Here is a 26,642-nt window from a genome sequence, read left to right on the forward strand (position 1 = left end):
TTCGTTTTCGGGCAGAATGTGCTGATGCGCATAATCCGTACGCGTCGCTCCTGCGCGACCCTGTTGACCGCACTCATCGCGGTCTTGGCGCTGGTGGCACCAGTGCACCCGGCTAAGTCAGGGGCCGCGCCCGGGGATCCGGTCGCCGCGGCCCGCGTCGTCGAGCCGGCGGTGGCACGAATCGACACCGAGATCTACTACCAGAGCGCGATCGGAAACGGTGCGGGCATCGTGCTCGATCCGAACGGTCAGGTGCTGACCAATTTCCATGTGGTCGGCGGGGCCGACCGCATCACCGTCGGCGTCGCCGGCCGCGCGTTTCCCGCCGAACTGGTCGGCTACGACCGTCGTCGCGACATCGCGGTTCTCCAGCTACTGGGTGCCAGTGGGTTGCCAGTCGCACCGATCGGCGACTCCGGTTTGCTGGTAGAGGGGGAGCCTGTCGTCGCCCTCGGCAACGCGCAAGGCAGCAACGCGCCACTGACCCAGGAAGTGGGCACCGTCACCGGCTTCGGCCGCACGGTCAACGCTGAAGACACACTCACCGGCAGCAAGGACGAATTGACCGGGCTGATCGAGTTCGCGGCACCGGTGGTCGCCGGGGATTCCGGCGGCCCCGTCGTGAACGGAGCAGGCCAGGTCGTCGGGGTCACGACGGCAGCATCGGTGAACTTCCGGATGGGTCCGGGCGGCAAGGGCTTCGCCATCCCCATCAACGACGCCATGGCGATCGCCAATCAGATCCGCGCGGGCGCGGCATCCGCCTCGGTGCATATCGGCCCGCCGGTGCTGCTCGGCGTCGGTGTGCGCACTACTCCATCGGACGCCCCGGGGGTGCTCGTCGCCGACGTCCTGAGGGGCGGCCCCGCCGACCAGGCCGGGTTGGTCCCCGGCGACATCCTCACGAATCTGGACGGCACGGCGCTGGGTTCGGCCACCGATCTGACGTATGTGCTCGATCGCCACTACCCCGGCGACGTCATCGATCTCACGTGGATTGACGGAAGCGGCCAGCTGCGCACGGGGAAGGTCGCGCTCACTCCGAATTAAAGCGTTGCCTCACAACCGTTTCAGAATCCGCTCCAGACCGGCGATCACCAAGCCGAGTTCGAAATCGAACTGGGTTTGCGCGTCGTGTTCGGTGGCTGGCGCCGATTCGAGTACTCGGCGCAGCGCTGGGTAGGTGTCCTGCGGTTCACGCAGCAGCGCCGCCGTCGTTTCCGCACGGTGACGGTGGACGCCGGAGCCGGTCTGTGCGAGCACGGTCTGCGCGGCCGATTGCGCGATGTTCGACGCGGCGGTGAGACCGTGCCGCGCGCTGTCGGGATCCAGTCCCGCCGACAGCAGCGCGTCGAGGACGCGGTCGGCCAACGCCAACGCCGCCACCGTGCTGAGGCCGCCGAGCTGCGAGAAGTCGGTCACGGAATCCTGGATGCCCACCCGGATGAGCCCGTCGCGGAAGGCCATGGCGTATGCCCGCAGCGTGACCGGCCAGTCGTCGTCTGTGGGCAGCTCGACGGGCGCGAGTTCCCGCTCGAACTGGTCGAGCACCATCAGGGTCAGCAGGCCTGCACGGTCGCCGACGTAGTAGTGCAGCGCCTTGCGGCTCACTCCGAGCGCATTGGCGACCGCCTGCATGGTCAGATCCCCGGCCGCGACGCTTCGGGCCGCGGCGACGATCTGATCCCGGCTGATCCGCGGTGGACGCCCCCTGGTTCGCCCGCTCATGGCGGTCACCCTAGATTATTTTTCGCCGGTCGGTAAAAAAGCCTTTTCCGCCGCGCCGGCCGGCCCTATGCTGAGCGGGTGCCAAACACTCCATACCGGGTCGTTCAGTGGACGACGGGAAATGTCGGAAAGAGCTCGGTCGAGGCGATCGCAAAGAACCCGAACTACGAACTCGTCGGACTTTACGCGTGGTCGAAGGACAAGGCGGGACGCGACGCGGGCGAATTGGCCGGCATCGAACCGTTGGGGGTCAAGGCCACCAATGACGTGGACGAGTTGCTGGCTCTGAAGCCCGACGTCGTGGTGTACAACCCGATGTGGATCGACGTCGACGAACTGGTCCGCATCCTCGAGGCCGGGGTGAATGTCGTCGCCTCCGCGTCCTTCATCACCGGCCAAAACCTCGGCGACGGCCGCGCCAGACTCGAAGATGCCTGCCAGCGAGGCGGATCCACGCTGTTCGGGTCGGGCGTCAGCCCCGGGTTCGCCGAGTTGCTCGCCATCGTGGCCACCACCGCATGCGACCGGGTCGACAAGATCACCATCGCCGAGTCCGCCGACACCACCCTCTACGACTCGCCCGACACCGAGCGGCCCGTCGGCTTCGACAAGAAGATCGACGATCCCGATCTACTGCCGATGGCCGAGAAGGGCACGGCGGTGTTCGCCGAAGCCGTGCAGTTGGTCGCCGATGCCGTCGGCATCGAGTTGGACGAGATCAAATGTGTATCCGAATACGCCCAGACCACAGAGGATCTCCCGATGGCCTCGTGGACCATCAAAGCCGGGCACGTCGCCGGTGTATACGCCAGCTGGCAGGGAATCGCCAACGGCAAGACCGTGATCGACATCAACGTTCGGTGGAAAAAGGGGCAGACGCTGGATCCGGACTGGCAGCTCGACGGCGATGGGTGGAAGATCAACATCGACGGGCGGCCGACGGTCAATATGCAGGTCGGTTTCCTTCCACCGCCCGACATGATCGAGAACGCGAAGACTCTGGAGGACTTCTTCGTGCTCGGACACATCATGACGGCGATGCCGCCGATCCACGCCATCGGCGCAGTCGTCGCGGCAGCACCGGGCATCGCCACCTACAACGATCTACCGCTGCCGCAGGCACACGGCGTCGTTCCGACGCCTTAGCTGCGGCCCGCAACTTTCTTTTGCGCAGCCGACTCCCTATAGCGCGCACCGTATTTGGGCACGACTATGGGACCGTTGTGCCGGGCGGCGGTGATGGCGTTGCGCAAGGGCCGGGCCAGTCCCGCGAACGCTCCCATATCGAAGAGCATCGGGGTAAGCAGCCGATCGTGGACGAACGCGAACGCGCTGCCGGACCCCGGATCGGCCCAGCCGAGCGTCCCACCGAGACCGAAGTGGCCGAAACCCTTGAGCAGACCGGGGACCGGCGATTCGTGATAGCCGAGATGGAACGGCATCGGCACGCCGACGTTCAGATCCGGCCACGGCTTCGGGTTTCCGATGAGTCCCTGCGTCAGCTCGGGTGACAGGAGTTCGACGCCGTCGATGCTGCCGCCGTTGGCGACCGCGGCATACATCCTGGCTAGGCCACGTGCCGTCACCACGCCGTTGGCCGCAGGAACCTCGCTGTCCAGGAACGGGATATCGCCCTGCACAAGGGATTTGATACCTGGAAAGTACATCGCGCCCAGCGCGCCCGACAGCGGCAGTCCGGCCACCTTCGGCGCGACGAAATCGAGCAGCGGATTAGCGCGGCTGCCCTGCGGCGCCAGGATCTGCGCCACCTTGGTGGGCGAGCCCGCCGGCGGGCGTCCGAGATGCAACCCGTCGGTGTTGAGTGGTTGCGCGACTTCCATACGGATGAGCTCACGCATGCCCTTACCCGTCACTGCCCGGGCCAGACCCGAGAGAATCCAGCCGTACGTGAGCGCGTGGTAGGCGGGCCAGCCCCGCTGTCGATCGGACGGTGCCGCGGCGAGCCGCTCTTCCATCAGCAGGTGATCGAGCACTTCGTCCTTGGTCACGCCCTTGAGGTGTGCCAGCCCGGCGCGGTGGCGTAGAACGTCGCGCACGGTGATGTCTTCTTTTCCGCTGGCACCGAATTCGGGCCAGTAAGTCGCAACGGGCTCGTCGTAGGACAGCAGCCCACGATCGACGAGGCGGTGGATGACCATCGCCGCGACCCCTTTGGTCGCCGAGAACACCATCGCCCCCGTATCGGCCGTCCAGGCCACCTGACCTACTCTGTCCGCCCAACCTGTCCACACGTCGACAACCGGCTTGCCGTCGATGTAGACCGCCAGCGCACCGCCGCCGAAGCGGCGACCCGGGAACAGTCCGGCGAAGATCCGCATGACGTTTGCGAAGCGCGGATCTGCGGCGCCCTGGACGCTGCGCGGCAAGCCCTCCCCGGCCCGCAGCGTTGACGCCTTTGTCATAGCGCTAACAATGCGTCGGTAGCCGTCGCCGTGGGCGCAGAACCGCAATATTCAGCCGGCCACGCTCATGACGTGTGCCTTCAGCTGCGCGCCCGGTGGCCCCTCGAGGATGACGTCCTTGCGGATCTGTGCCTGGTCGTTGTGCACGGTGAACTCGCCCTGCTGCGGCGCGTTCCCTCCGAGAACCTCGTAGAACACCGTGAACGGGGTTTCCGGCAACGGATGCAGGCCAATGTATTTCGGCTCGATCGTGTACTTGTAACTGCACGCGGCGTCGGGCACACAGGTCTGATCGGTGACGATCACCCTGAGGGCGAACTCGACGGGAGTCGGCACCTTCGGCTGCGGTGGTGCAAGCGTCGTGCGCGGTGCCACCGCCCGCTCCGACGGCTTGGGCGCGGACATACTGCCGACGATCAAAACGACCGCGAGGCCGACGCCGCTCGCGACGATCGCGAACAACGCCAGCCCCGCGGACCACTTCCGCACTGTCGATGAAACCTGCATGCGCCTACTCAACCTGGCGCGTGTGCGCGCGGCATTTCTGCCGCGCGCCGGCGCCGCGTCAGAGCCCCGCCCGTCGTCGCTTGCCGAAGACCGTCATGACGATCGCACCGATCGCGACGACCGCAACCAGGGCAGCCCCTGCGATGAGCAGGAAGTCGGTGCCGCCCAACCCGGTGGGCTTCTCGTCGCTCACCAGTTTCAGGTCGTAGTTTCCGGGCAGCGGTCCTTCCCCAGGGGCTTCCATGCCGGGGAAGCTCTGCGTCTCGTTGACCACGAACTGCGGCACACCAGCCTCGTTGTTCTTCCACTCACCCCACGCAGGCGTCACGCCGTCGAGAAGGACCTTGTGGAGGTTGTTGTTGGTCGGATCGGGACCCACGTCGACGACCCGCTTGACCACCATCGGTGCATAGGTCGCGTTGGTGTACTGGACCTGAACCGGGACGTCGGTGAGGGTCCGCACCGGCGGCGGCGGCGGTGGCGGTGGCTGTCCCGGTCCGGGGACGTAACCGCCGCCGAAGAAGTTGCCGACGGCGAGTTCGATGGGGATTCCGAACGCGTTCAGGCGTATTGCCGAGAAGTTGTACGAACCCGCTTCCCGCACCTCGGTGACCACCCGGCCGAACGGTTCGATGATCACGATCCGCGGCTGGCCGCCGACGTCGTAGACCACCTTCATGGGCTCGGGATAGGGATTGAAGATCAACGGCCGGTAGTACTTGTCGTACTGCACCCAGTCGGGTTGCCATTGCGCAACCTTGGCCTCGACCTTGATGGACGCCTCGGGCGTAAGCGGGCCACCGGTCTTGACTTCACCGGTCAGCACGAGGTCATGCAACTCCTCGACCTCGGCCTCAGGAGCGGGCGGAGGATTCACGTCGACGGGAGGCGCGGTCTTCGCGGCTTCGATGTCCTGCGGGGAGGCTTGCGTCTGAACCGGCTCGGCAGGCGTGTTTGGTTCCGCCGCCTCGCCGTCCGTTACGACCGTCCCACCGGCGGGATTATTGACCGGGTCTCCGGTCGTTCCCTCCGTGCCCTCAGTGCCACCGGTTCCTTCAGTGCCACCGGTTCCCTCGGTCCCCTCGGTTCCTTCAGTGCCACCGGTCCCCTCGGTCCCCTCGGTTCCTTCAGTGCCACCGGCCCCCTCGGTGCCCGTCGTGCCACCGGTCCCCTCGGTGCCCGTCGTGCCACCTGTGCCCTCGGTGCCCGTCGTACCACCTGTGCCCTCGGTGCCCGTCGTGCCACCGGTTCCCTCGGTGCCCGTCGTGCCACCGGTTCCCTCGGTGCCCGTCGTGCCACCGGTTCCCTCGGTGCCCGTCGTGCCACCGGTCCCCTCGGTGCCCGTCGTGCCACCGGTCCCCTCGGTGCCCGTCGTGCCACCGGTCCCCTCGGTGCCCGTCGTGCCACCGGTCCCCTCGGTACCCGTCGTGCCACCGGTCCCCTCGGTACCCGTCGTGCCACCGGTCCCCTCGGTACCCGTCGTGCCACCGGTCCCTTCGGTGCCGGTCGTGCCACCGGTCCCCTCGGTGCCGGTCGATCCTCCGGTCCCTGCATCCGGGTTGGTCACCGGGGGTGTGTCCTCCGTGACCGCCGGCGGCTCCTCCTCGGTCACAACCGGGGGAGCCTCCACAACCGGGGGAGCCTCAACAACCGGCGGTGCCTCCACAACCGGGGGGGCATCCACAACCGGCGCCTCGACAACCGGGGGGGCCTCCACAACCGGCGGCGCTTCGACAACGGGCGGCGCGTAGAACGGAGTGTCCACCACCGTTGTCTCGTCAGTCGGCTGGGCGAGCGCGGGGACCGCACCGATGCTCAACGCCGCCGACGAGACGGTTACGACCGACGCCAGGGTGACAGCCAGGCCGCGGACCGCTCTGGGTTTGGTAGCGAAGTTCTTGATGCTCATGACGATGTGCTCCTGCTCAGGTGGCTTGCTGAATGGCATGAGCCTCGGTCGTTGTTCTTGGATCTTTCTTGGACACCTGTGAGTCCAGTCGGATCTTGCATGGTCGTTCCTCAATCAGATGGCCGGCGGAGCGTGCCAGACAGCGGTATCGGCAACAAAGGCGGGCAGTGCGACGACCATCGACAGCCCTGCGCTGGACCGGCGAATCCTCATCATCGAGCACCCCCTTCAAGCTGGCGTTTCCCCCGAAAGCGCCAGATCGGAGAATTCTCGCAGTCAGCGGCCCGCAACGCCACACATTCACCGAAAACAGCAAATTTCGAAAGCGGATGGCATCCTTACCCGGAACAACCGCCCACACAGGTGGGTTGATTTGCCTTCCCAACGGATAGTTCATCTACGCACCAGGCCCGCGCAGCGGCGGAGGAAAGACACTTGCGGAACCGATCACATCCAGTGGGTTGCGGTATACCCGCTGCCGCTTCAATCTCTAATACGGGACCGGGTGACAGCCCGATCGTGAAGAGTGTGAACGTGCTGGTTTTCCGCAGTTTCCAGGAGGCGTAGTGGAGGGCACGCCCTTCGGCAGGTACCGGCTCGTTGAGTTGATCGGCCGCGGCGGCATGGGTGAGGTGTGGAAGGCGTTTGACACCGCGACCCGCCGCGTCGTGGCCGTGAAGGTGCTGCCGGCGCAGCTTGCTGCCGACCCCGTCTTCGAGGAGCGGTTCCGGCACGAGGCCTTCGCCGCGGCCGGTCTGAACAACCCGCACGTCGTCCCCATTCACAACTTCGGTGAGATCGAGGGTCGGCTTTATGTGGACATGCGGCTGATCGAGGGCCAGGACCTGGAGCACGTCCTCGCCGCTGGACCGATGGAGCCCGTGCGGGCGGTGAAGATCATCGAGCAGATTGCGTCGGCGCTCAACGCCGCCCACAAAATCGGGCTCGTGCACCGTGACGTGAAGCCGTCCAACATCCTCGTCGCCGAGGACGATTTCTCCTATCTGATCGATTTCGGCATCGCGCGCGCGGCCGGCGAGACAAAGCTGACGGCCACCGGCAACGTGGTCGGCACGTGGCCGTACATGGCGCCCGAACGGTTCACCACCGGGCAAAGCGATACACGTTCCGACATCTACGCGTTGACCTGTGTGCTTTACGAATGCCTGACGTCTAGTCGGCCGTTCCCGGGCGAGAGCGTGGAGCAGCAGATCGCCGGCCACCTCACCTCCCCGCCACCGCGTCCGTCGATCAAGCGGAAGGACGTGTCACCCGAACTGGACGCGGTGATCGCCGCCGGAATGGCCAAGGATCCCGAGGACCGCTACCCCACGACGACGGAGATGGCCCGCGCGGCACAGGCGGCGATCGCCAACGGCGGCCGGACCCAGCGGACGAAACCGGGTTCGCGTCAGACGACACCCGGGACAGCACCACTAGCGCCGACCAAGGGCTTCCAAGACGAAGACACCGAGAAGCACTGGCACAAGGAGAATCCCCGGCGGACTGAACAACTGGAACCAGCCGCCGATGCGACACAGGCCCGACCGGCGGCCGATCCGACGCCTGCCGCGGATGCGACCCAGGCACGCCCGGCCGAGCAGGGCGAGAAGGCGTGGGCGCCGACGACAGCGCAACCCGCCCAACCCGGTTGGGCGCCGACCCAGGCCGGGACGCCCGACCATGTCGCCCAGGCGTGGGCACCCACGCACCTCGGCGCACCGGCGCCGCTGGACGAAAGTGCCGCCGCTCCCACCCAGGCTCAACCGGCGCAGGCTCCCCCGGCGCAGTCCGATGCCGGCCGGCAGCGGGCCGACGACGATGCGCCGTGGCCCTGGTACAAGCGCACGGCGATTGTCGTTCCCATCGCCCTCGTGATGATCTTCGCCGCCGTCGGCACGATCCTCGTGGTGCTCGGCGGTGATGAGGAATCCGCGCCCGGCAGCGGTGCACCACCACCGGGCGCGGGACCCAACGGCACGTTCGCAGCCACGTTCGGCGCGCCAACCCAGCCCAACGGACAGCCGTTTCAGAATGCTTCGGGCGGCAATGAGACGTGGGTGATCAAGTCGGCGTGCGAAGACGGCAATGAGACGTGCTTGGCGAGCGCGACCAAGGTGGATGGATCTGTCACGGCCGCAACGGCATTGGTGCTCGACGAGGTGGACGGTCGCTGGGAGGCGGTGAACACGAAAGAGGGCAAGTGCGGGAGTGCCGCGTCGACGGAGGTCTGGGAGACGATGTCGCTGCAGTCACAGCCCGACGGGTCGCTCGAGGGCGAGTTCATCGTCCGGTCGACGGACCCCAACTGCGCCAGCAACCGACCGGTGACGTTCACGCGGACGGGAGATTTGCAGAGCGGTGTCTCGGTCGTCGACCCCGCAACCCTGCCCGCCCGGGTGGCCTCGCCCGCAGAGGCGCTGTACGGGCGCTATCAGGAGATCGACACCTACAAGGACGGCAACCGCAGCGCCGACGTGAGCTTCGACATCACGACGTACTGCCTTCGAACCGGCGACCGCTGCCTGAGCTACTGGGCCAACCCGGACAGCGCCAAGATCCTCACCTTCGCCAAGAATCAGTTCGTCTTGGCGAACAGGATCTCGGACTCGACGTGTGAGAAGGGTGGCGCCGCCCGCCGCGAGATCACCCTGCAGTACCCCCTGCCAACGCCCGCGCAGAATCCGATCACCTTGCTCACCGGAAATGGTCATTACACGGTCACCGGCGCGTGCCCGTTCGACAGCGACTTCGACTCCCGGGTCGAGCGCACCGGGGATTAGACCAGTCCGGCGACGAAGCTCGCTGCCTGATCGGTCATTCCGGGGACGTACTGGTGGTGCGGGGCCCGGTTGCTCAGGTCGCCGGTGTCGCAGATCGGATCCTGGGGGTTGCACAGGTCGATGGTCCTGGCGCCGAACGCGGGACTGAGGACGTTCAGCGGGCCCATCACCCTGCCGAGTGGATTGCCGAACACCGCGACAGCGGCGACGCGGTTCGCCACGTCGGGCGGCATCGGCCTGGCGAGAGCGTTGAGGTCCAGACCGGGGATGGCATTCAGCCCTGGAATTGCACTCATGCCGGAGATGGCCGAGACGTTCGGGGCGACGCCCAGCATCAGGTCGATGACCGCCGCGCCTTGAGAAAATCCGCCCAGGACGAGCTTGGTGTCCGGGCAGGTGTTGGCCATGAACTGGGCGTGATTGTTCGCGTCGGTGGCGCCATCGGCGGCGCGGAGGAAGTTGAAGGTGGCGGCGTAGTTCACCGCGTACACGCCGACGGTTCTGGGGACGACCTTGGCGCGCAGGGCGTCGACGAATCCCTGGCCGACGAGGCCGATGCCGGGCGGATCGTTGGTGCCGCGGGCGAAGATCACCTCGATGTCGGGACAGCCCTGGGCTGCTGCAGTGTGAATTCCATTGGGCGCGAACGACATAGCGACGACAGCTAACATTGCGACGAGTAGCCGGACAGAGATGTTGCGCGGTTGTGCCGCGTCGTTTGCCATTTATCGATGGTAGCCAGGCAATTCAACACGTGCGGACGAATCGGCCTAGCGACCGCTTGCCACGCCATCTACAGCAAGGAACCGGATCAGTCGCTCTTCACCGGATTGCCGTCCTCATCCCAGTTGGCGGCCACCTTCTTGCTCGGCTGCACCCGGGGCGGCTCGCCCGGCATCTTCGGGTAGCTCGGCGGGTAAGGCATATCGCCGAGCCCCCGCTCCTCCTCGTCAGCCTTGACCATCTCGAGCAGCGGCTCGAGTGACTGTGCCGTCTTGTCAATGTCCGCCCACGGATCAGGCCGTCCCGCAACGAAACCGGGCACCGTCGAGATGGTGTAGTCGTCGGGGTCAGCGCCGCGTAGTTCGTCCCACGTCAGCGGCGTCGACACCGTCGCGATCGGAGTCTTGCGCGCCGAGTACGCCGACGCGAAGGTGCGGTCGCGGGCGTTCTGGTTGTAGTCGATGAAGATCCGTTTCCCGCGTTCCTCTTTCCACCACGACGTCGTCACCGCTTTCGGTGCCCGCCGCTCCACCTCCCTGGCCAACGCGATGCCCGCGCGTCGCACCGCGATGAAGTCCCAGTCCGGTTTGATCCGCAGGAAGATGTGCACGCCGCGACCGCCCGAGGTCTTCGGATAGCCCACCAGCCCGAGTTCGTCGAGCAGCGGCTTCAACACGTCCACGGCGACCTCACGGGCCTCCTTGAACGCGGTGCCGGGCTGCGGATCGAGATCGATGCGCAGCTCGTCCGGATGTTCGGTGTCGGGGCAGCGCACCTGCCACGGATGCAACGTGACGGTGCCCATCTGCGCGGCCCACGCAATCGCCGACGGGTGAGTCACCTTGAGCGCGTCGGCCGTTCGCCCCGACGGGAACGTCACGGTGCACGTTTCCAGATAATCGGGGTGCTTCTGCGGCACCCGCTTCTGATAGATCTCCTCGCCGTCGATGCCGTCGGGAAAGCGCTGCAGATGCGTGGGCCGGTCTCGCAGTGCCGCCAGCATCGGACCCGAGGCGACGGCCAGGTAGTAGTCGAAGAGCTTGCCCTTGGTGCCGTTCTTACCCAACTTCGGGAAGTACGGCTTGTCCCGGTTTGTCAACCGGACCTTGACGCCGTCGACGTCGATTTCTTCTGCAGGCGTTGCCATTACGTCGACTCCAGCACGTCGTAGAGATCGTAGTTCAGAGGCACGTCGAGCTGGTCGAAGGTGCAGCTCGACGGCTCGCGGTCAGGCCGCCAGCGGACGAACTTGACGGCATGCCGAAACCTCTTGCCGTGTAATGTGTTTCCCTCCATCTGGTCGTAGGCAACCTCACAGACCTTCTCCGGCCGCACCGGGATCCAGCGCTTGTCCGCCGCGGAATTCCAGCGGCTGGGGTCACCTTCGCGCACCTCGTCGCCTTCGCGTAGCGGCTCGAGATCGGCGAGCAGCTTGATCCGGTCCTTGACACTGAACGACGCTGCGCCACCGACCATCTGCAGGTCACCGTCGTCACGGTAGAGACCGAGCAGGATCGACCCGAGACCCTCACCGCTCTTGTGGATCCGGTATCCGATGGCCACGCAGTCGGCGTCACGGGCGTGCTTGACCTTCACCATCTCACGTTTCCCTGGCATATACGGGCCGTCGAGCCGTTTGGCGATGATTCCGTCGAGACCTGCACCCTCGAAGGTCTCGAGCCACTGCGCCCCCTGCTCCGGCTCCTCGGTGGTTCGCGTGACGTGGCACCATCGCTTTTCCGTCACCGCATCGACCAGCGCCTTGCGGCGCACCCGGAAGGGCTCCTTGAGCAGCGATGCGTCACCGGTGGCGAGTGCGTCGAAGCCGATGAAGTGCGCGGGTGTCTGTTCGGACAGCATTTTGATGCGGCCGGATGGATGCGCTGAGACAGCGATTCCCAGTCCAGCCGCATTCGGCCGTCGATCTCCCGGGGGACGACGACCTCGCCGTCGAGCACACAGCGCGGCGCCAGTTCGTCGCGCAGTGCAGCCACCATTTCCGGGAAGTACCGCCCCAGGTCCTTGCCGCTGCGCGACAGCAGAATCACCTCGTCGCCATCGCGGAACACCAGCGCCCGTCTAGTTGACTGAACTTCGGCGAGCCTTCCGATGGAGTGGCTGCGGCGGGCGGAGGATCCGGCTATGGGCGAGGTGGGTCGGGTGGAGTCGGCGCCGAGCGGGTTGCCGTGGCGGGTGATCTTCCCCGATGCCGAGCATCCCGGGGCGACGTCATACCTTCGCGAACTGGCGGCGTCTGATTGCAGTCCACTCACAGTTCGAAGTTACGCGTTCGACCTTCTGCGGTGGTTCCGTTTCCTGCATGACCGCCTGATCAGTTGGGAGCGAGCCGAGCGCGTAGATGTCCGCGCGTTCGTCGAGCACTTGCGGGCGGCGCCCAATCCGCAACGTCTTCGCCGACGACCGGATGGGCCGCCACCGGGGTCGGTGAACGCAGTGACCGGCAAGGCGGAGTTGTCCGGCAAGTACGCCCCCCGCACCATCAACCATCAGCTGTCAGTCTTATTCGGGTTTTATGACCACGCCTGTGCCGTCGATCTGGGTCCGCTGGTGAATCCCGTTCCTGCACAACGTGCTAGGCAAGGTGGCCGACCGCATGCGCACCACAACCCGATGGAAGACTTCGCTATCTTTCGGCGCGCCAACTACCGGCAGAAGACCCCACGGCCGGTGTGGCGGGCGATCCCCGATGACGCCGCCGCAGCGCTGTTTAACGCGTTGCGCAGCCACCGCGATCGAGCGTTAGTGAGTTTCTATCTGTCCTCGGGTGTGCGGGCATCGGAGCTGCTCGGTTTGCGTCACGGTGATCTGGATGCCGGCCGCTACACAATCACGGTCACCAGCAAGGGCAGCCGCATGCGGGAGACCGTTCCGGCCTCAGTGGACTCATTCGTATGGCTGGCGCTGTATTTGGCTGGACGCCCGCCGATCGAGCCGGGTGGTCCGGTGTGGTGGACCCGACGCTCTCAGCCTGCACCGCTGAACTACCACGCAATGCGCGCGGTGCTGCGCCGCGCCAACGCCAGCTTGGGCGCGAACTGGTCGTTGCACGACTTCCGCCACACCGCCGCCGCGCGGATGCTGGCCGACCCCGCGTTCACGCTGGTCGACGTGCAAACCGTCCTGCGGCATGCCAGCGTGACGACCACTCAGATCTACACCCAGCCTCGCCTGGAAGATTTGATCGGCAAGGTCCTTGAGCATCACGCCCGACCGAAGATCGAAGCATCGACGATCGAACCTGCCTACGACCCCGCAGCGGTCCGAGAACTGTTGGGGCTGCCGAATTGAGCGCTGAGGACATCCGATCACCGCAACGCCGGCAGGCCGCCGCGACGCGGCGGGCGATGAGCCCACAGGTCCAGCTGCTGTCACGGCCTGATTCACCGCATCTGCAAGCGATCCCAGCAGACAGCCGGTTCGGCCCCGCCGGCCTGGCCCGGCCCCTGTGGGGCTACGACGCCAACCACGCGCCCCCATCACCGCCAGAGGGCGCCCGCGGTGTGACGATGCAGCATCTCACCATCACTGAGTTGTGCGACGTCGTAACCGAGCGCCACCGGACGCTGCCACCCCAGCAGCTTCAGCCGATGGTTCGGGGAACGCAGGCCCTGCTGGGTGTCCTGGCTCAATATTCAGGGCAGACGTGGGAGGAGCGGTGGCTGGCCAGCGGTTACGACGCCGCTCCGCGCACCTGGATCGAGCATGATGCGTTGCCGCACTACGACCATTGGTCACCCACGCTCAAGGCCCTCAATGCGCTACTGCGCGTACGCGCACTGCGGCCGTCCTACAGTTGGCTGTTGGATTCCAAGCAGCGGGTAGCCCTCGGCAGGTTCCTCGACAGCAATGGCGGGCCGGACTTGGAACGGTTGCGTACGCTGCCCGCCTACCGGGACGCGGTGCCCAAATACCAGGACGACGCCGAAAAGGCATTGGCGCGGGTGATGATCCGCACCGGGAAGAACATCGGACAACTGTGCGGCGACGATCTGCTGTTCTACGCCGACGTGGTGCGCACCTCGGGGCGACAGCGCCGCGAACACCTCATCTGGGAGCTGTTGGTCGCCCTGGGCCCCTTGGCCGAGGAGGCGCCTACGCTGCGGGCGACGTGGTCGGCGCGAGGCAACACACGCCAACACAGCGCTGCGACGCTAGTCGATCGATACGGCATCCCCGCCTCAGGAGTGCGCGACCTCCTCGTGGGCTACCTCGAGGAGCTACAGCCCAACATGGACTACAGCTCGCTGGAGGGACTTGCCTACCGCCTGGCCCGATTGTTCTGGTGGGAGATCCTGCAGATCAATCCGGACCAAAAGGACCTGGCGATCTCGGCCGAGGTGGTGACGGCGTGGCGGGAACGGTTGGCGATGACCCTCGACGGCCGCCCGCGACGCGAAGTGCACTCGATCCTGTTCGCCATCCGCGGCATGTACCGCGACCTGGCCGAGTGGTCGCACGACGACCCCGTCCGCTGGGGTGTCTGGGTCGCGCCGTGCCCAGTACCGCGGGCGCTCAGTCGCGCGGCGGCCAAGCAGAAACGCCGCCAGAAGGCCTCCATGCAGGATCGCACCCGCATGCTTACCCCGCTGCTGCCGGCACTCCTGGCTGCGGCTACAGCGCATAAGGACCGCACCGCAACGCTTCTGCAGCGTGCCTTGACCTGCACGCACGACCAGGAATTCGTCATCGACGGCTTCACCTTCCTTCGGCACTGCCCACCCTTGCGGCGCGACGGCGACGCCCGCGCCCGGATTTGGGCGCACCTGGCACCCGGACAGCAGCGGCCGGGATGGATCCGAGGCAGTGCCGAGCGCATCGACGTAACCGCGCTCGAAGAGGAGGGCTTCTGGGGTTGGGCGCTCGTGGAGACACTGCGTCACACCGGCATTCGCATCGAGGAACTTCTTGAACTGACCCAATTATCGCTGCGGCACTACACCGCCTCCACAACGGCCACGCTGGTGCCCTTGCTCCACATCGTGCCGTCCAAGACCGATTGCGAGCGGCTGATCCCGATGACTCCGGAACTGGTCGGAGTGCTGTTGGAGGTTTTGCGCCGCGCCAAGGCCGGCAAGGATCACGTGCCGCTGTCGATCGCCTACGACACCAACGACAAGGTCCACAGCGAACCGTTCCCGCACCTGTTCGCACGCCCTCTGGGTACCCGTCACGAAGTGCTGGGACGGCACTACGTGCGCCAGATTCTGGTCCACCTCGCCACGATCGCCGGGCTCACCGATGCCGGTCGACCGGTGCACTTCACCCCGCACGACTTCCGCCGACTGTTCGCCACCGATGCCGTCAACAACGGTCTGCCGCTGCACATCGCCGCAGCGCTACTCGGACATCTCAACCTCGACACCACCCGCGGCTACACCGCCGTGTTCCCCGAGCAGATCGTCACCGCCCATCAGGCGTTCATCGAACGTCGCCGCCAACTGCGCCCATTCGAGGAGGCGACAGTCGCCGACGACGACGAATGGGCCGATTTCGAAGAGCACTTCCTACTGCGCCGCGTTGCCCTCGGCGAGTGCCACCGCCCCTACGGCACACCCTGCGTCCACGAACACGCGTGTACCCGATGCCGGTTCCTGCGCGTCGACCCCGCCCAGTTGGGCCGCATCAACGAGATGACCGAGAACGCCGAGCAGCGCCTCGTCGAAGCAAAGGACCGAGCATGGCTCGGCGAGGTCGCCGCCCTCGAAGAAAGCATCAAGCATCTGCGCGTCCGCCAATCCGAGGCCCAGCAACGACTTTCACACGGCGGCAACCCGTTCGCCGAGCAGAGACCACAATGAGACGATGAAGCTTCCCGTCATGCCGCCGGTCTCGCCAATGCTGGCCAAGTCGGTGCCGACAATCCCCTCTGGTGCCTCCTATGAACCGAAGTGGGACGGCTTCCGATCGATCTGCTTCCGCGACGGCGACGAAGTCGAACTGGGTAGCCGCAACGAGCGGCCCCTGACACGGTACTTCCCCGAACTGGTCGCCGCCGTCACCGCCGAACTGCCCGAGCGTTGCGTGATCGACGGCGAGATCATCATCGCCACCAACCACGAGCTGGATTTCGAAGCACTGCAACAACGCATCCACCCCGCCGATTCGCGAGTACGGATGCTCGCCAAGCAGACCCCTGCGTCCTTCGTAGCGTTCGATCTACTCGCCTTGGGCGACGATGACTACACCGGGAAACCGTTCACCGAGCGGCGCGCCGCACTCGTCACGGCCTTGGCCGACTCCGGGCCCTCGGTTCACCTAACTCCTGCGACGACGGATCTCACGACGGCGCATCGGTGGTTCGAAGAGTTCGAGGGGGCGGGTCTCGATGGCGTCGTCGCCAAGCCCCTGACGGCCACCTATCAACCCGACAAGCGGGTCATGTTCAAGATCAAGCACCAGCGGACCGCCGACTGCGTCATCGCCGGTTACCGGGTGCACAAGGCCAGCCAGGACGCGATCGGCTCCCTGCTGCTCGGGCTCTACACCGACGACGGCACCCTCGCCTCCGTCGGCGTGATCGGCGCGTTCCCGATGACCAAGCGCCGCCAGCTGTTCACCGAAATGCAGCCGCTGATAACCGCATTCGATGACCATCCGTGGAACTGGGCCGCCCACGAAGCCGGTGACCGCACACCCCGCAAGAACGAAAGCTCCCGCTGGAACGCCGGCAAGGATCTCTCGTTCGTCCCGCTGCGACCCGAGAGGGTCGTCGAGGTCCGCTACGACCACACGGAAGGCGACCGGTTCCGCCACACTGCGCAATTCAACCGCTGGCGGCCCGACCGCGACCCACGCTCGTGCACCTACGCCCAACTCGAACAACCAGTTGTCTTCCGGCTCGACGACATCATCCCCGGCCTCGGCTCAAGGGCCTAAGACGCCGTCGCGCCGTCGGCATGGGACTCTGCAGCGACTTTGTTTTGACATCGGACGAGTGAGCCCAGCGACCCCTGGCGATTGATAGGCGTTTGCGGCTATCATCGTTGAATGGCGATGACAAAAGGACGGGCTACTTCCCCATCGGCCGCGGATCTGGCGCCGGCGGCAGCGCTGTTTCGCGGCCTATCGGATCCCACCCGGTTGGCGATCCTGCAGCGCCTCACCGAAGGGGAGGCCCGGGTGGTGGATCTGACCAGGGTGTTGGGCACTGCGCAGTCGACTGTGTCGGCGCATCTGGCCTGCCTACGCGAGTGCGGCCTGGTCACCGGGCGCCCGGAAGGCCGGCAGATGTTCTACTCCCTGACTCGCCCCGAGCTGATGGATCTGCTCGCGTCGGCGGAATCGCTGCTGGCCGCGACCGGCAACCAGGTGGTGCTGTGCTCTATCTACGGAGCCGATGCGACGAAGAAAGCGACGGTGACCAAGAAATGAGTAACACCTGCGGTTGCGGCGGAGACGAGGCCGACGTCAGCGAGCAGTCCGAGGAGCAGGCCGAATCCCTGTGGCAGGTTCGGGAACTGCAGTTCGCGGCCGTCGCGGGCGTGTTCCTGCTGGCCGAGTTGATCGCCGGCGGGGCAGGTGCGCCGCCGACGGTCGTGCTCACGTTGGAAGCGCTCGCCTTGGTTGTCGGCGCCTATACCTTTGTGCCGTCCACGCTCAAGCGTCTGGCCAAAGGCAGAATCGGGGTGGGCACGTTGATGACCATCGCCGCTGTGGGCGCGGTGCTCCTCGGCGAAGTCGGCGAAGCCGCGATGCTGGCGTTCCTGTTCTCGATCAGCGAGGGTTTGGAAGAGTATTCGCTGGCCCGCACCCGTCGCGGACTGCGCGCCCTGCTGTCGCTGGTGCCTGACCAGGCCACCGTTCTGCGAGACGACACCGAGATGGTCGTGTCCTCAAGTGAATTGCGTGTCGGCGACCGAATGCTAGTCAAGCCCGGCGAGCGGATCGCCACCGACGGCATCATCCGGAACGGCCGCACCGCGCTGGATGTCTCGGCCATCACTGGTGAGTCGGTGCCCGTGGAAGCCGAACCGGGCCACGAGGTGTTCGCCGGCTCGATCAACGGCACCGGCGTGCTGGAGGTCGAGGTCACCACCACCTCCGAGGACAACTCGCTGGCCCGCATCGTGAAGATTGTGGAGGCCGAACAGTCTCGCAAGGGCGCCTCTCAGCGATTGGCCGACCGCATCGCCAAACCGCTGGTGCCCGGGGTGATGATCGCCGCGGCCCTGATTGCAGTGATCGGCAGCCTGCTCGGCGATCCGGCCGTGTGGATCGAACGTGCTCTGGTGGTACTGGTCGCGGCCTCGCCGTGCGCGTTGGCGATCTCGGTGCCCGTGACCGTGGTCGCCGCGATCGGTGCGGCCAGCAAGCTCGGTGCGCTGGTCAAGGGTGGGGCCGCGCTGGAGGCGCTCGGCGCGGTGCGCGGCGTCGCCCTGGACAAGACCGGCACCCTGACCGCCAATCGGCCCGCTGTCATCGAGGTGGCCACCACCCACGGCGCCACTCGCGAGCAGGTGCTCGATCTGGCCGCAGCGCTGGAAGCGCGCAGTGAACACCCGCTGGCCGCGGCGATCCTGGCCGCCGTCAACGAGGTCACCCCGGCTACTGACGTGCAGGCGGTGACCGGCGCCGGGCTCACCGGCCGCCGCGACGGCAACACGATTCGCCTGGGCCGCCCCGGGTGGCTCGATGCGGGCGCGTTGGCGGATGCCGTGGTACGGATGCAGCAGGCCGGCGCCACCGCCGTGCTCGTCGAAGACAACGGCCAAACAGTCGGCGCGATCGCCGTGCGCGACGAACTCCGTCCCGAGGCGGCCGAGGTCGTCGCCCAGCTGCGCCGCGACGGCTACCACATCGCGATGCTCACCGGCGACAATCACACCACCGCCGCCGCGCTCGCCAAAGATGTCGGTATCGACGATGTGCACGCCGAGCTACGTCCCGAGGACAAGGCGCGGCTCATCGAAGAGCTGCGTGCCCAGCGCAACACAGCCATGGTCGGCGACGGGATCAACGACGCCCCCGCCCTGGCCACCGCCGACCTCGGTATCGCGATGGGGGCGATGGGCACCGACGTAGCCATCGAGACCGCCGACGTGGCATTGATGGGTGAAGACCTGCGCCACCTGCCGCAGGCATTCAGCCACGCCCGCCGCGCCCGACGGATCATGCTGCAAAACGTCGGCCTGTCACTTGCGCTGATCATCGTGTTGATACCGCTGGCGCTGCTCGGTGTGCTCGGTCTGGCCGCCGTCGTGCTGGTCCACGAGCTGGCCGAGGTCGTCGTCATCGCCAACGGTGTGCGCGCCGGCCGCGCCAAGCCCCTGCCCCTTGCACCGGCCGACCAACCAGCAACAGCCCACACAGCAGCGGCGCCTTCATGATCGGCGGGAGTTGTCCGACAATCTCCATCAGCGCACACGCCCCGTGGCAGGGAAAGCGAACCGGGCTGAGGCCGCATGCCAACCCACACACCACCACACCGCGCACACAGGGCCGGTCAAGGGCATATCCGCGGGCGGTCGGGTCGCCGGAGCGGCACGGATCGCCACGCCGTGTTGGATCCGCCCCGAAAACCGCCCTTGCTATACCCGCAGGGGTATTGGAGAATAGGGTTCACGCTGAGAGGTAGCAGGAAAATGATCCTCGAGCCAATGCCGCCGAACTACGGAGACAGGCACTTTCTGGTTTCGGCACGGCTTGCGGGCATGTTGAGGCACATCGGCCCTACCGCCCGAGCGCCCTGCCAGTCCATCGTGGTGTCAGGTGAGACATTTCCCGGCCAGTCAGATGAAAGGGGTTCACCACCATGATGTACGGCACAGACGACTGCATGTGGGGCGGTTGGGGATGGGGCGGCTGGATCCTCATGGGCGTGGTGATGGTGCTGTTGTCGGCCGCCCTGATCACCGCGGTCGTGCTGGCCGTTCGGCATCTCGCCGGTAGCGATGCACAGCGCAACCGCACGGATTCAGGGACCTGGTCGCGGCCGGAAAATGCTCTAGCCCAACGGTTTGCGCGCGGCGACATCGATGAGGATGAGTATCTGCGGCGGATGACGCTGCTGCGCGAACACCAGGAACCGCGATGACTCACGTGCCGACAGCTCAGCGTCGGCCGATAGCGCGGTGCCAGTCGACCGAGGACCTCAAAAATGGATGCAGCGAAGGAGATTGAAAGAATGACCGATACACCTGAATCAACGAGCGAACGAATCGCCGCGGCCGGACAGCGCAGAGGGGTGAACCACGCCTTGGCGTGGAGTGGTATTGCCGCCGCTGCGGTGTTCATCGTTGCGGTGGTGTTCTTTTCCGGGTTCTTCATCGGCAGGGCCACCGACGGTTTCGGCGGCAATCGGGGGCACTGTCAAGGAACGCCCGGCATGATGGGACCCGGCATGATGGGACCCGGCATGATGGGACCCGGCATGATGGGACCGCAGGGCTCGTGGCCACCGGGGAACATGGGGCCCTCTGGCCCCTTGGGGCCCGGCCAGTCGCAGCCGCCGACAACCACTCCAACCACACCTCGGCCGTAGCGCACAAGCACAGGTTCACGCTGCGACGGCAGCAATTTCACGTTGTCTCGTCGAGTCGGCCATCGTCGGCCACGAAGCCGCCATAGCCCCAAGACGGACGCAACTCGCACCGCGCGTTCGCCCACAACGCGATTGTCACGGCACACGTCGAGCACGCGAAGGGATCATCGGAAATGACCGGAATGAGCAGGCGAGCGGCGCTGAGAATGCTCGCCACCGGTGGGGCCCTCTTCGGCCTGGGGTATGTCTTGCGCAACATTATCGACATACCAATCAGCCGTGCCCAACCCGGGATGGGTGGCGCGACCGGCATGGACATGCGCGCCTACATGAACATGTTCATGCGGCATCAGGAGCTTCGACGCAGCGTGGAAGAGATTCCCGGAGGCGTGCGCACCACCACCGAATCCGACTCCGCCGACCTCGTCACCGAACTGCAGGCCCACGTCTCATCGATGTACACCCACCTCGATCAGGGCAGTGAAGTCACCTGCATGAGCTCAAGCCTGCCCACCCTGTTCCGCCGCGCTGCCGATTATCAACGTCAGATCACGCTCACACCCAGCGGCGTGGTGGTGGTCGAAACCTCCAGCGACCCAGAACTGACCAACGCCATTCGCGAACACGCCCGCGAAGTCACCGGATTCGTCGTCGAAGGGATGCCGGCGATGATGAGCGGAATGATGGGCGGCGGGATGATGGGACCTGGCATGGGTCACGGAATGATGGGTCCCGGTATGGGTCACGGAGTGATGGGGCCAAGCCGCTGACGGAAGCAAACCACCCGCCAGATGGACTGCGGCTCCCCTTAACAACCTTTGACAAGTCCAGTGAAGGAAGCCGTCCCACTTAGGTTCGTAGGACCACACCCCCGCGTCGGTCGGCACCTTGGCCTGAGACTTCGCGAGCATCGGCTCCAGCGGCGGCCGCACGGGTAAGTCCACAATGTCCATACTCACGTAGACCGCCGACACGCGGCAATGTCATCGCCCGCGCGCCACGACATCGCCGTAGTTGTCGTGCAGGCGCCACCATTCATACGACGCGCCTTGCGGTCGCCCTTCGGGTACGTCCTGCCACTCCTCCTGCCTGCCCAAGGGCGTCATGTCCAGGAACGACCACGCCGGGCCGACCTCCTCGATACCGCGCCCGTTGAGGAAATAGGTCTGGTAGACGCGATCGCCGTCGCGAATGAAGACGACGACACCGAACATCTCTTCGACGCCGAAATCCTGGGAAAAGTCGTCACCGACCAGGGTGAAGAAGGACAGGTGCTCCCACCCCATCCGCTTCTTGAACTTCGCGACATTCTCCTGGGGAGCGGCCGTGACGAACACCAGAGTCGTGTCGCGAGCCGCCAGATGCGCCGGATGGGTCACCGTGTCGGCGAAAAACGCGCAGCCAGAGCAGGATCCATCCGGCCAGCTCTCGACATCAGGCGCATAGAAGAAGCGGTAGACAATCAGCTGGCGCCGCCCGCCGAATAGGTCCAGCAGGTCCACCTCACCGTCGGGGCCGACAAAGCGGTATTGGCTGCGCACCGGGGTCATCGGCAATCGACGGCGCTTGGCCGCGAGGGCATCGCGCCCCTTCATCAATGCCTTCTCTTCGTCCAACAGGTCGTCGCGGGCCGCCTGCCATTCGTCGCGCGAGACGACCTCAGGCAGCGTGATCGACTCCTGCAGCATCGAGGGTGGCGGGATACCGGGACCTTCCTGCTTCCCGTTGTCGGTCATACATGGGTAGACCTCCCAGCCGCGTCATAGTCATCGGGTGCAGGATCGACGTGTGTCGATCTCCCCGCTCCACGATCCCGACTGGCGCGCCTTTGCCAGCGACAACTACGCAGGCGCGCATCCCGAGGTTCTCGCCGCGATCGCCGCGGCCAACGGCGGTCACCAGGTCGCCTACGGCGAAGACCAATACACCGCCAGGCTGGCCGAGGTGATTCGCACCCATTTCGGTGAGCGTGCCGAGACGTTCCCGGTCTTCAACGGCACCGGCGCCAACGTCGTCGCACTCACCAGCATGTTGCCGCGCTGGGGCGCGGTCGTGACGGCGACAACTGCGCACATCCACACCGACGAGGCCGGCGCCCCAGAGCGGATGACCGGGCTCAAACTGCTGACCGTTCCCACACCGGACGGCAAGCTCACACCCGAGCTGGTTGCGCGCGAGGCGTGGGGCTGGGGCGACGAACACCGCGCGCAGCCCCTGGCCGTCAGCATCACGCAGACCACCGAACTGGGCACCCTCTACACACCCGACGAGGTGCGGGCGATCTCCGACTACGCACACCAGCACGGCATGGCGGTCCATATGGACGGCGCCCGACTGTGGAACGCAGCCGCCGCGCTCGGTGTCGGATTCCGCGAGTTCACCACCGACGCCGGGGTAGACATGCTCAGCCTCGGCGGCACCAAGAACGGACTCCTCGGCGCGGAGGCGATCATCGTGCTCGACCCGGACCGCGCCTCGGGGCTCATCTACCTCCGCAAGCTCACCATGCAGCTGTCGAGCAAGATGCGGTTCGCCTCCGCACAGCTGCTCGCACTCTTCGATGACGATCTGGGTCTGCGCAGCGCCGCCCACGCGAACGCGATGGCGCAGCGGTTGCGCACCGCGCTCGAGGCCGACCGCACATTGGGTGAGCTGGCTTTCACACAGGACACCCAGGCGAACGCCGTCTTTGCGATCGTGCCCAACGACGTCGCCGACCGGATCCGCGAGCGGGCACGCTTCTACGACTGGGACCGCGCGCGAGGCGAGGTCCGCTGGATGACCGCGTGGGACACCACACGCGAGGACGTCGACCGCTTCGTCTCGATCGTTGCCGAAGAGTTCGCGCGCCGATGACCGCTTTCGAGGAGGCGGTGGACGCGGTCCGTCGCGGCGACAAGACCTCCGACAACGTGGCCGCCGAACTGCTGCGCATGCTCACCGACAAGGAGCTGCTTTGGCTGCTCGACGGCGACAAGGCGCTGCTGGAGTCCGTTGTCGACGGTGCGCGGACGCGGACGAACTTCCTCGCGGTGACGGCGGGACGCATCGACCGCATCGGAATCCCAGGCCTTCGATTCACCGACGGCCCGCGCGGTGTCGGCATCGCTCCGTCCACCAGCTTTCCGGTCGCCATCGCACGTGCGGCCACCTGGGACGTTGACATCGAACGGCGGGTCGCGGCCGCGATCGGCACCGAGGCGCGTGTGCTCGGCGCGAACTTCTGGGGTGGTCTCTGCATCAACGTCGCGCCCTTTCCCGGCTGGGGTCGTGCGCAGGAGTCCTACGGCGAGGATCCGTTCCTGCTCGGCGAAATGGGTTCGGCGGCAACCGAAGGCGCCCGGCCATGGGTGATCACCAGCGTGAAGCACTTCGCGCTCAACTCCATGGAGGAAGCGCGGTTTCAGGTCGACGTCCGTGTGCCCGACGACGTCCTCCACGAAAGATACCTGCCGCACTTTCGGCGCACCATCGAGGCCGGTATCGACTCCGTGATGTCTGCCTACAACTCGGTCAACGGACAGTGGACCGGCGAGAATCGTCACCTGCTGACCGAAATCCTGCGCGATCAATGGGGTTTCACCGGTTTCGTGCACACCGACTGGGTCTGGGGCCTGCGGCATCCGGTCGAATCGGTCGCTGCCGGCCAAGACGTCGAAATGCCGTTTCGACAGCAGCGCGCCCATGCGCTGCCGGCGGCGTTGCGGTCCGGCGAGTTGAAGCGCGACGACGTGCTGCGGGCCTGCGCCCGAATCCTGCGCACCCAGATCGAGTTCGCCGCGCGAGCCCGCCCGGCTCCCCCGCGCTCCGTGGTGGCCGGCGCCGCACATCGCGCGCTGGCCCGTGAGGTCGCCCACCGTGCGACGGTGCTGCTGCGCAACGAAAGTGTTGATGGCACAACGCTCTTACCGCTCGACGAACAGAATCTTCGGCGCGTCGCGGTGCTGGGCCGGCTCGCCGACCAACCCAACCTGGGCGACACCGGATCGTCGAATGTGAGGCCCCGCAACACCGTTTCGGTACTGCAGGGACTGCGCGAACGGCTCGGCAGTCACCGCGTCGTCACGACAGATCCGGGCGATGCGGATGTCGCGGTGGTCGTCGTCGGCCTGACACCGAAAGACGAAGGCGAGGCGTTGATCGCTCTCGGGCCCGACACGATGCAGTTGTTCGGCGGGATCATGCGTCGGCCACGGGTTGCCAAAGTCGTCAGCGCGGTCTTCAACTTCTCGCAACGCTGGTGGACCTTCGGTGGCGATCGGTCCGATCTGCGTCTGCACGACGAGGACGTCGCGCTGATCCGCGCCGTCGCCGCGGCCAATCCGCGGACCGTGGTGATCGTCATCGGGGGAGGCACCGTCGTCGTCGATCCGTGGGACCGCGACGTCGCCGCACTCCTCATGGCGTGGTACCCCGGCATGGAGGGTGGTCGCGCGCTTGCCGACGTCCTCCTCGGAGATGCCGAGCCCACAGGGCGGATGCCTGTCACCATCCCAAGACAGCAATCGCAATTGCCGCAAGTGGATTGGCGGGCGCGCGCGGTGACCTATGACCGTTGGTGGGGTCAGCGCAAGCTCGACCACGACGGCGTGCAGGCGGCGTACCCGCTGGGCTTCGGCCTGGGTTACGCGAGGTTCACCACAACGGATCTGGCGCTCGGGACCGTCCATGACGAGCGCTTCGAAGCCACCGTGACGGTGACCAACACCGGTGATCGCGACGGTCGTCATGTGGTCCAGGTGTATGCGGTGCGCCCGGTTGACGGGCAGCCGGTGCGCCATCTCGTCGGCTTCAGCTCGATCGCGGTGTCAGCCGGTGCGAGTAGGTCCGTCACGGTCGACTGCTCGACGCGGCCCTTGCAGCGCTGGACGGCCGACGGCTTCGTGCTCGACGACGGCGACATCACCGTCGAAACCGGCGCCTACTCCGGAGATCCGCAGTCGTGTCGACAAGCCCTGCCGCACTGAACCCTGTTGTCGCGGCACAATGGAGCGATGCGACTGCCCGTGATGCCGCCGGTGTCACCGATGCTGGCGAAGGCGGTCAAGTCGATTCCGCCCGGCGCGTCTTACGAGCCGAAGTGGGACGGATTCCGGTCGATCTGCTTTCGCGACGACTTCGACGTCGAGCTCGGCAGCCGCAACGAGCGCCCACTGACCAGGTATTTCCCCGAGCTGGTCGCCGCTGTCCGCGCGGAACTCCCGACACGCTGTGTCATCGACGGTGAGATCGTGATCGCCACCGACGATGGCTTGGATTTCGAGGCGCTGCAGCAGCGCATCCACCCAGCCGAGTCGCGGGTACAGATGCTGGCCAAGAAGACCCCCGCGTCGTTCATCGCCTTCGACCTGCTGGCTCTCGACGACGAGGACTACACGTCGAGTCCGTTCAGCGAGCGCCGCGCCGCACTGGTCGACGCGTTGGCGGGCACGGGCCCGTCCATCCACGTCACCCCCGCAACCACCGACCTGCCGACCGCGCGCCGCTGGTTCACCGAGTTCGAGGGTGCGGGTCTCGACGGGCTGATCGCCAAGCCGCTGACCGTCACCTATCAGCCCGACAAACGGGTCATGTTCAAGATCAAGCCCGAGCGCACCGCGGACTGCGTCGTCGCCGGCTACCGGGTGCACAAGTCGAGCGACGCAGCGATCGGCTCGCTGCTGCTCGGCCTGTACAAGGACGACGACACGCTGGCCTCGGTAGGCGTGATCGGCGCATTCCCGATGGCCAGGCGACGCGAACTGTTCACCGAATTGCAATCGCTGGTAACAACATTCGATGAGCATCCGTGGAACTGGGCCGCCCACATCTCTGGGGAACGCACCCCGCGCCGCAACGAGGGATCGCGGTGGAACGCGGGCAAGGACCTTTCGTTCGTACCGCTGCGGCCAGAGCGGGTCGTCGAGGTGCGCTACGACCACATGGAGGGCGAGCGGTTCCGACACACCGCGCAGTTCAACCGCTGGCGACCCGACCGCGACCCGCGATCGTGCACCTACGAACAGCTCGAACAGCCGGTCACCTTCAGCCTCGGCGATATCGTCCCTGGACTCGTCTGACATGGTTTC

At 66.2% G+C, this 26,642-nt stretch carries 21 protein-coding genes and 2 pseudogenes; 14 read left to right on the forward strand and 9 right to left on the reverse strand.

The genetic code is table 11. From position 1 onward, the window contains the following. The first annotated feature begins 24 nt into the window (after nucleotides 1-24). A complete protein-coding gene (locus G6N36_RS19585) occupies nucleotides 25-1,050 on the forward strand; it encodes a S1C family serine protease (protein ID WP_163688546.1) in 1,026 nt (341 codons plus the stop codon). A gap of 9 nt (nucleotides 1,051-1,059) precedes the next feature. Here the strand turns inward: G6N36_RS19585 and G6N36_RS19590 are convergent, their stop codons facing one another. After that, nucleotides 1,060-1,728 carry a TetR/AcrR family transcriptional regulator gene (locus G6N36_RS19590; RefSeq protein ID WP_163688547.1) on the reverse strand — a complete coding sequence of 223 codons (669 nt, stop codon included), beginning with the start codon at nucleotides 1,726-1,728 and terminating at the stop codon, nucleotides 1,060-1,062. A 78-nt stretch (nucleotides 1,729-1,806) separates the two neighbouring features. On the opposite strand from G6N36_RS19590, the gene G6N36_RS19595 reads away from it, so the two are divergent. Then, nucleotides 1,807-2,874, forward strand: coding sequence for an NAD(P)H-dependent amine dehydrogenase family protein (locus tag G6N36_RS19595; RefSeq protein WP_163688548.1), 1,068 nt, complete (start codon nucleotides 1,807-1,809; stop codon nucleotides 2,872-2,874). On the opposite strand, the gene lipL is transcribed toward G6N36_RS19595, so the two are convergent. From lipL to G6N36_RS29915, 3 genes are read right to left on the reverse strand one after another with little or no spacing between them, the layout of a single operon-like run. After that, nucleotides 2,871-4,151, reverse strand: a complete 1,281-nt coding sequence (lipL, locus tag G6N36_RS19600; protein ID WP_163688549.1) for an esterase/beta-lactamase LipL — start codon at nucleotides 4,149-4,151, stop codon at nucleotides 2,871-2,873. The genes G6N36_RS19595 and lipL overlap by 4 nt on opposite strands. Before the next feature lie 51 nt (nucleotides 4,152-4,202). Then, a complete protein-coding gene (locus G6N36_RS19605) occupies nucleotides 4,203-4,658 on the reverse strand; it encodes a hypothetical protein (RefSeq protein ID WP_163688550.1) in 456 nt (151 codons plus the stop codon). Nucleotides 4,659-4,716: 58 nt separating this feature from the next. Further along, nucleotides 4,717-6,606 carry a hypothetical protein gene (locus tag G6N36_RS29915; RefSeq protein WP_235690111.1) on the reverse strand — a complete coding sequence of 630 codons (1,890 nt, stop codon included), beginning with the start codon at nucleotides 6,604-6,606 and terminating at the stop codon, nucleotides 4,717-4,719. A gap of 527 nt (nucleotides 6,607-7,133) precedes the next feature. Between G6N36_RS29915 and G6N36_RS19615 the strand changes: the two genes are divergently transcribed. Continuing rightward, entirely contained in the window at nucleotides 7,134-9,350 is a 2,217-nt protein-coding gene (locus G6N36_RS19615; protein ID WP_163688551.1) for a serine/threonine-protein kinase, read from the forward strand. Here the strand turns inward: G6N36_RS19615 and G6N36_RS19620 are convergent. The 3 genes and pseudogenes from G6N36_RS19620 to G6N36_RS19630 all read right to left on the reverse strand — a co-directional run bounded on the left by G6N36_RS19620 (nucleotide 9,347) and on the right by G6N36_RS19630 (nucleotide 12,271). Continuing rightward, nucleotides 9,347-10,075, reverse strand: a complete 729-nt coding sequence (locus G6N36_RS19620; RefSeq protein WP_163688552.1) for a cutinase family protein — start codon at nucleotides 10,073-10,075, stop codon at nucleotides 9,347-9,349. The genes G6N36_RS19615 and G6N36_RS19620 overlap by 4 nt on opposite strands. Before the next feature lie 86 nt (nucleotides 10,076-10,161). Further along, the gene (gene ligD, locus G6N36_RS19625; RefSeq protein ID WP_163688553.1) at nucleotides 10,162-11,220 is read right to left on the reverse strand and encodes a non-homologous end-joining DNA ligase; all 1,059 of its coding nucleotides are present in this window, start codon (nucleotides 11,218-11,220) and stop codon (nucleotides 10,162-10,164) included. Then, nucleotides 11,220-12,271, reverse strand: a pseudogene (locus G6N36_RS19630) (ATP-dependent DNA ligase). The gene ligD and the pseudogene G6N36_RS19630 overlap by 1 nt, the downstream one beginning before the upstream one ends. On the opposite strand from G6N36_RS19630, the gene G6N36_RS19635 reads away from it, so the two are divergent. The 8 genes from G6N36_RS19635 to G6N36_RS19670 all read left to right on the forward strand — a co-directional run bounded on the left by G6N36_RS19635 (nucleotide 12,216) and on the right by G6N36_RS19670 (nucleotide 21,344). Beyond that, nucleotides 12,216-13,382 carry a tyrosine-type recombinase/integrase gene (locus G6N36_RS19635; RefSeq protein ID WP_014210462.1) on the forward strand — a complete coding sequence of 389 codons (1,167 nt, stop codon included), beginning with the start codon at nucleotides 12,216-12,218 and terminating at the stop codon, nucleotides 13,380-13,382. The pseudogene G6N36_RS19630 and the gene G6N36_RS19635 sit on opposite strands and share 56 nt — an antisense overlap. Beyond that, nucleotides 13,379-15,892, forward strand: coding sequence for a tyrosine-type recombinase/integrase (locus G6N36_RS19640; RefSeq protein ID WP_235690112.1), 2,514 nt, complete (start codon nucleotides 13,379-13,381; stop codon nucleotides 15,890-15,892). Before G6N36_RS19635 ends, G6N36_RS19640 begins: the two co-directional genes overlap by 4 nt. Before the next feature lie 4 nt (nucleotides 15,893-15,896). After that, entirely contained in the window at nucleotides 15,897-16,970 is a 1,074-nt protein-coding gene (locus tag G6N36_RS19645) for an ATP-dependent DNA ligase (RefSeq protein ID WP_014210460.1), read from the forward strand. A 111-nt stretch (nucleotides 16,971-17,081) separates the two neighbouring features. Continuing rightward, nucleotides 17,082-17,465, forward strand: a complete 384-nt coding sequence (locus G6N36_RS19650) for an ArsR/SmtB family transcription factor (protein ID WP_014210459.1) — start codon at nucleotides 17,082-17,084, stop codon at nucleotides 17,463-17,465. Then, nucleotides 17,462-19,420 carry a heavy metal translocating P-type ATPase gene (locus tag G6N36_RS19655; RefSeq protein ID WP_014210458.1) on the forward strand — a complete coding sequence of 653 codons (1,959 nt, stop codon included), beginning with the start codon at nucleotides 17,462-17,464 and terminating at the stop codon, nucleotides 19,418-19,420. The genes G6N36_RS19650 and G6N36_RS19655 overlap by 4 nt, the downstream gene beginning before the upstream one ends. A 425-nt stretch (nucleotides 19,421-19,845) precedes the next feature. Then, on the forward strand, nucleotides 19,846-20,127 hold the full coding sequence (locus G6N36_RS19660) for an SHOCT domain-containing protein (RefSeq protein ID WP_014210457.1): 282 nt from the start codon (nucleotides 19,846-19,848) through the stop codon (nucleotides 20,125-20,127). Between the two features lie 63 nt (nucleotides 20,128-20,190). Then, entirely contained in the window at nucleotides 20,191-20,574 is a 384-nt protein-coding gene (locus G6N36_RS19665) for a hypothetical protein (RefSeq protein WP_014210456.1), read from the forward strand. 173 nt (nucleotides 20,575-20,747) lie between these two features. Next, entirely contained in the window at nucleotides 20,748-21,344 is a 597-nt protein-coding gene (locus G6N36_RS19670; protein WP_014210455.1) for a hypothetical protein, read from the forward strand. A gap of 66 nt (nucleotides 21,345-21,410) precedes the next feature. Here the strand turns inward: G6N36_RS19670 and G6N36_RS29920 are convergent. Next, nucleotides 21,411-21,527, reverse strand: a pseudogene (locus tag G6N36_RS29920) (ATP-dependent DNA ligase); the annotation flags it as partial. A gap of 30 nt (nucleotides 21,528-21,557) precedes the next feature. Beyond that, a complete protein-coding gene (locus G6N36_RS19680) occupies nucleotides 21,558-22,310 on the reverse strand; it encodes a DUF899 domain-containing protein (RefSeq protein WP_235690113.1) in 753 nt (250 codons plus the stop codon). A 52-nt stretch (nucleotides 22,311-22,362) separates the two neighbouring features. Between G6N36_RS19680 and G6N36_RS19685 the strand changes: the two genes are divergently transcribed. Genes G6N36_RS19685 through G6N36_RS19695 form a run of 3 tightly spaced genes read left to right on the forward strand, consistent with a single transcriptional unit; the run spans nucleotide 22,363 to nucleotide 26,633 of the window. After that, on the forward strand, nucleotides 22,363-23,430 hold the full coding sequence (locus tag G6N36_RS19685; protein ID WP_163688554.1) for a threonine aldolase family protein: 1,068 nt from the start codon (nucleotides 22,363-22,365) through the stop codon (nucleotides 23,428-23,430). Continuing rightward, entirely contained in the window at nucleotides 23,427-25,541 is a 2,115-nt protein-coding gene (locus G6N36_RS19690) for a beta-glucosidase (RefSeq protein ID WP_163688555.1), read from the forward strand. The genes G6N36_RS19685 and G6N36_RS19690 overlap by 4 nt, the downstream gene beginning before the upstream one ends. Nucleotides 25,542-25,568: 27 nt before the next feature. Further along, the gene (locus G6N36_RS19695) at nucleotides 25,569-26,633 is read left to right on the forward strand and encodes an ATP-dependent DNA ligase (RefSeq protein WP_163688556.1); all 1,065 of its coding nucleotides are present in this window, start codon (nucleotides 25,569-25,571) and stop codon (nucleotides 26,631-26,633) included. Nucleotides 26,634-26,642: the final 9 nt, after the last annotated feature.

This window comes from Mycolicibacterium gadium, from assembly GCF_010728925.1.
In the GTDB taxonomy this organism is placed as follows: domain Bacteria; phylum Actinomycetota; class Actinomycetes; order Mycobacteriales; family Mycobacteriaceae; genus Mycobacterium; species Mycobacterium gadium.

Bases quoted from the DNA above. Each gene is read 5' to 3' on its own strand.
- G6N36_RS19585 (WP_163688546.1), top strand. From the start codon at position 25: ATGCGCATAATCCGTACGCGTCGCTCCTGCGCGACCCTGTTGACCGCA.
- G6N36_RS19590 (WP_163688547.1), bottom strand. From the start codon at position 1,728: ATGAGCGGGCGAACCAGGGGGCGTCCACCGCGGATCAGCCGGGATCAG.
- lipL (WP_163688549.1), bottom strand. From the start codon at position 4,151: ATGACAAAGGCGTCAACGCTGCGGGCCGGGGAGGGCTTGCCGCGCAGC.
- G6N36_RS19605 (WP_163688550.1), bottom strand. From the start codon at position 4,658: ATGCAGGTTTCATCGACAGTGCGGAAGTGGTCCGCGGGGCTGGCGTTG.
- G6N36_RS29915 (WP_235690111.1), bottom strand. From the start codon at position 6,606: ATGCCATTCAGCAAGCCACCTGAGCAGGAGCACATCGTCATGAGCATC.
- G6N36_RS19620 (WP_163688552.1), bottom strand. From the start codon at position 10,075: ATGGCAAACGACGCGGCACAACCGCGCAACATCTCTGTCCGGCTACTC.
- ligD (WP_163688553.1), bottom strand. From the start codon at position 11,220: ATGGCAACGCCTGCAGAAGAAATCGACGTCGACGGCGTCAAGGTCCGG.
- G6N36_RS19635 (WP_014210462.1), top strand. From the start codon at position 12,216: ATGGGCGAGGTGGGTCGGGTGGAGTCGGCGCCGAGCGGGTTGCCGTGG.
- G6N36_RS19645 (WP_014210460.1), top strand. From the start codon at position 15,897: ATGAAGCTTCCCGTCATGCCGCCGGTCTCGCCAATGCTGGCCAAGTCG.
- G6N36_RS19650 (WP_014210459.1), top strand. From the start codon at position 17,082: ATGGCGATGACAAAAGGACGGGCTACTTCCCCATCGGCCGCGGATCTG.
- G6N36_RS19655 (WP_014210458.1), top strand. From the start codon at position 17,462: ATGAGTAACACCTGCGGTTGCGGCGGAGACGAGGCCGACGTCAGCGAG.
- G6N36_RS19660 (WP_014210457.1), top strand. From the start codon at position 19,846: ATGATGTACGGCACAGACGACTGCATGTGGGGCGGTTGGGGATGGGGC.
- G6N36_RS19665 (WP_014210456.1), top strand. From the start codon at position 20,191: ATGGATGCAGCGAAGGAGATTGAAAGAATGACCGATACACCTGAATCA.
- G6N36_RS19670 (WP_014210455.1), top strand. From the start codon at position 20,748: ATGACCGGAATGAGCAGGCGAGCGGCGCTGAGAATGCTCGCCACCGGT.
- G6N36_RS19680 (WP_235690113.1), bottom strand. From the start codon at position 22,310: ATGACCGACAACGGGAAGCAGGAAGGTCCCGGTATCCCGCCACCCTCG.
- G6N36_RS19690 (WP_163688555.1), top strand. From the start codon at position 23,427: ATGACCGCTTTCGAGGAGGCGGTGGACGCGGTCCGTCGCGGCGACAAG.
- G6N36_RS19695 (WP_163688556.1), top strand. From the start codon at position 25,569: ATGCGACTGCCCGTGATGCCGCCGGTGTCACCGATGCTGGCGAAGGCG.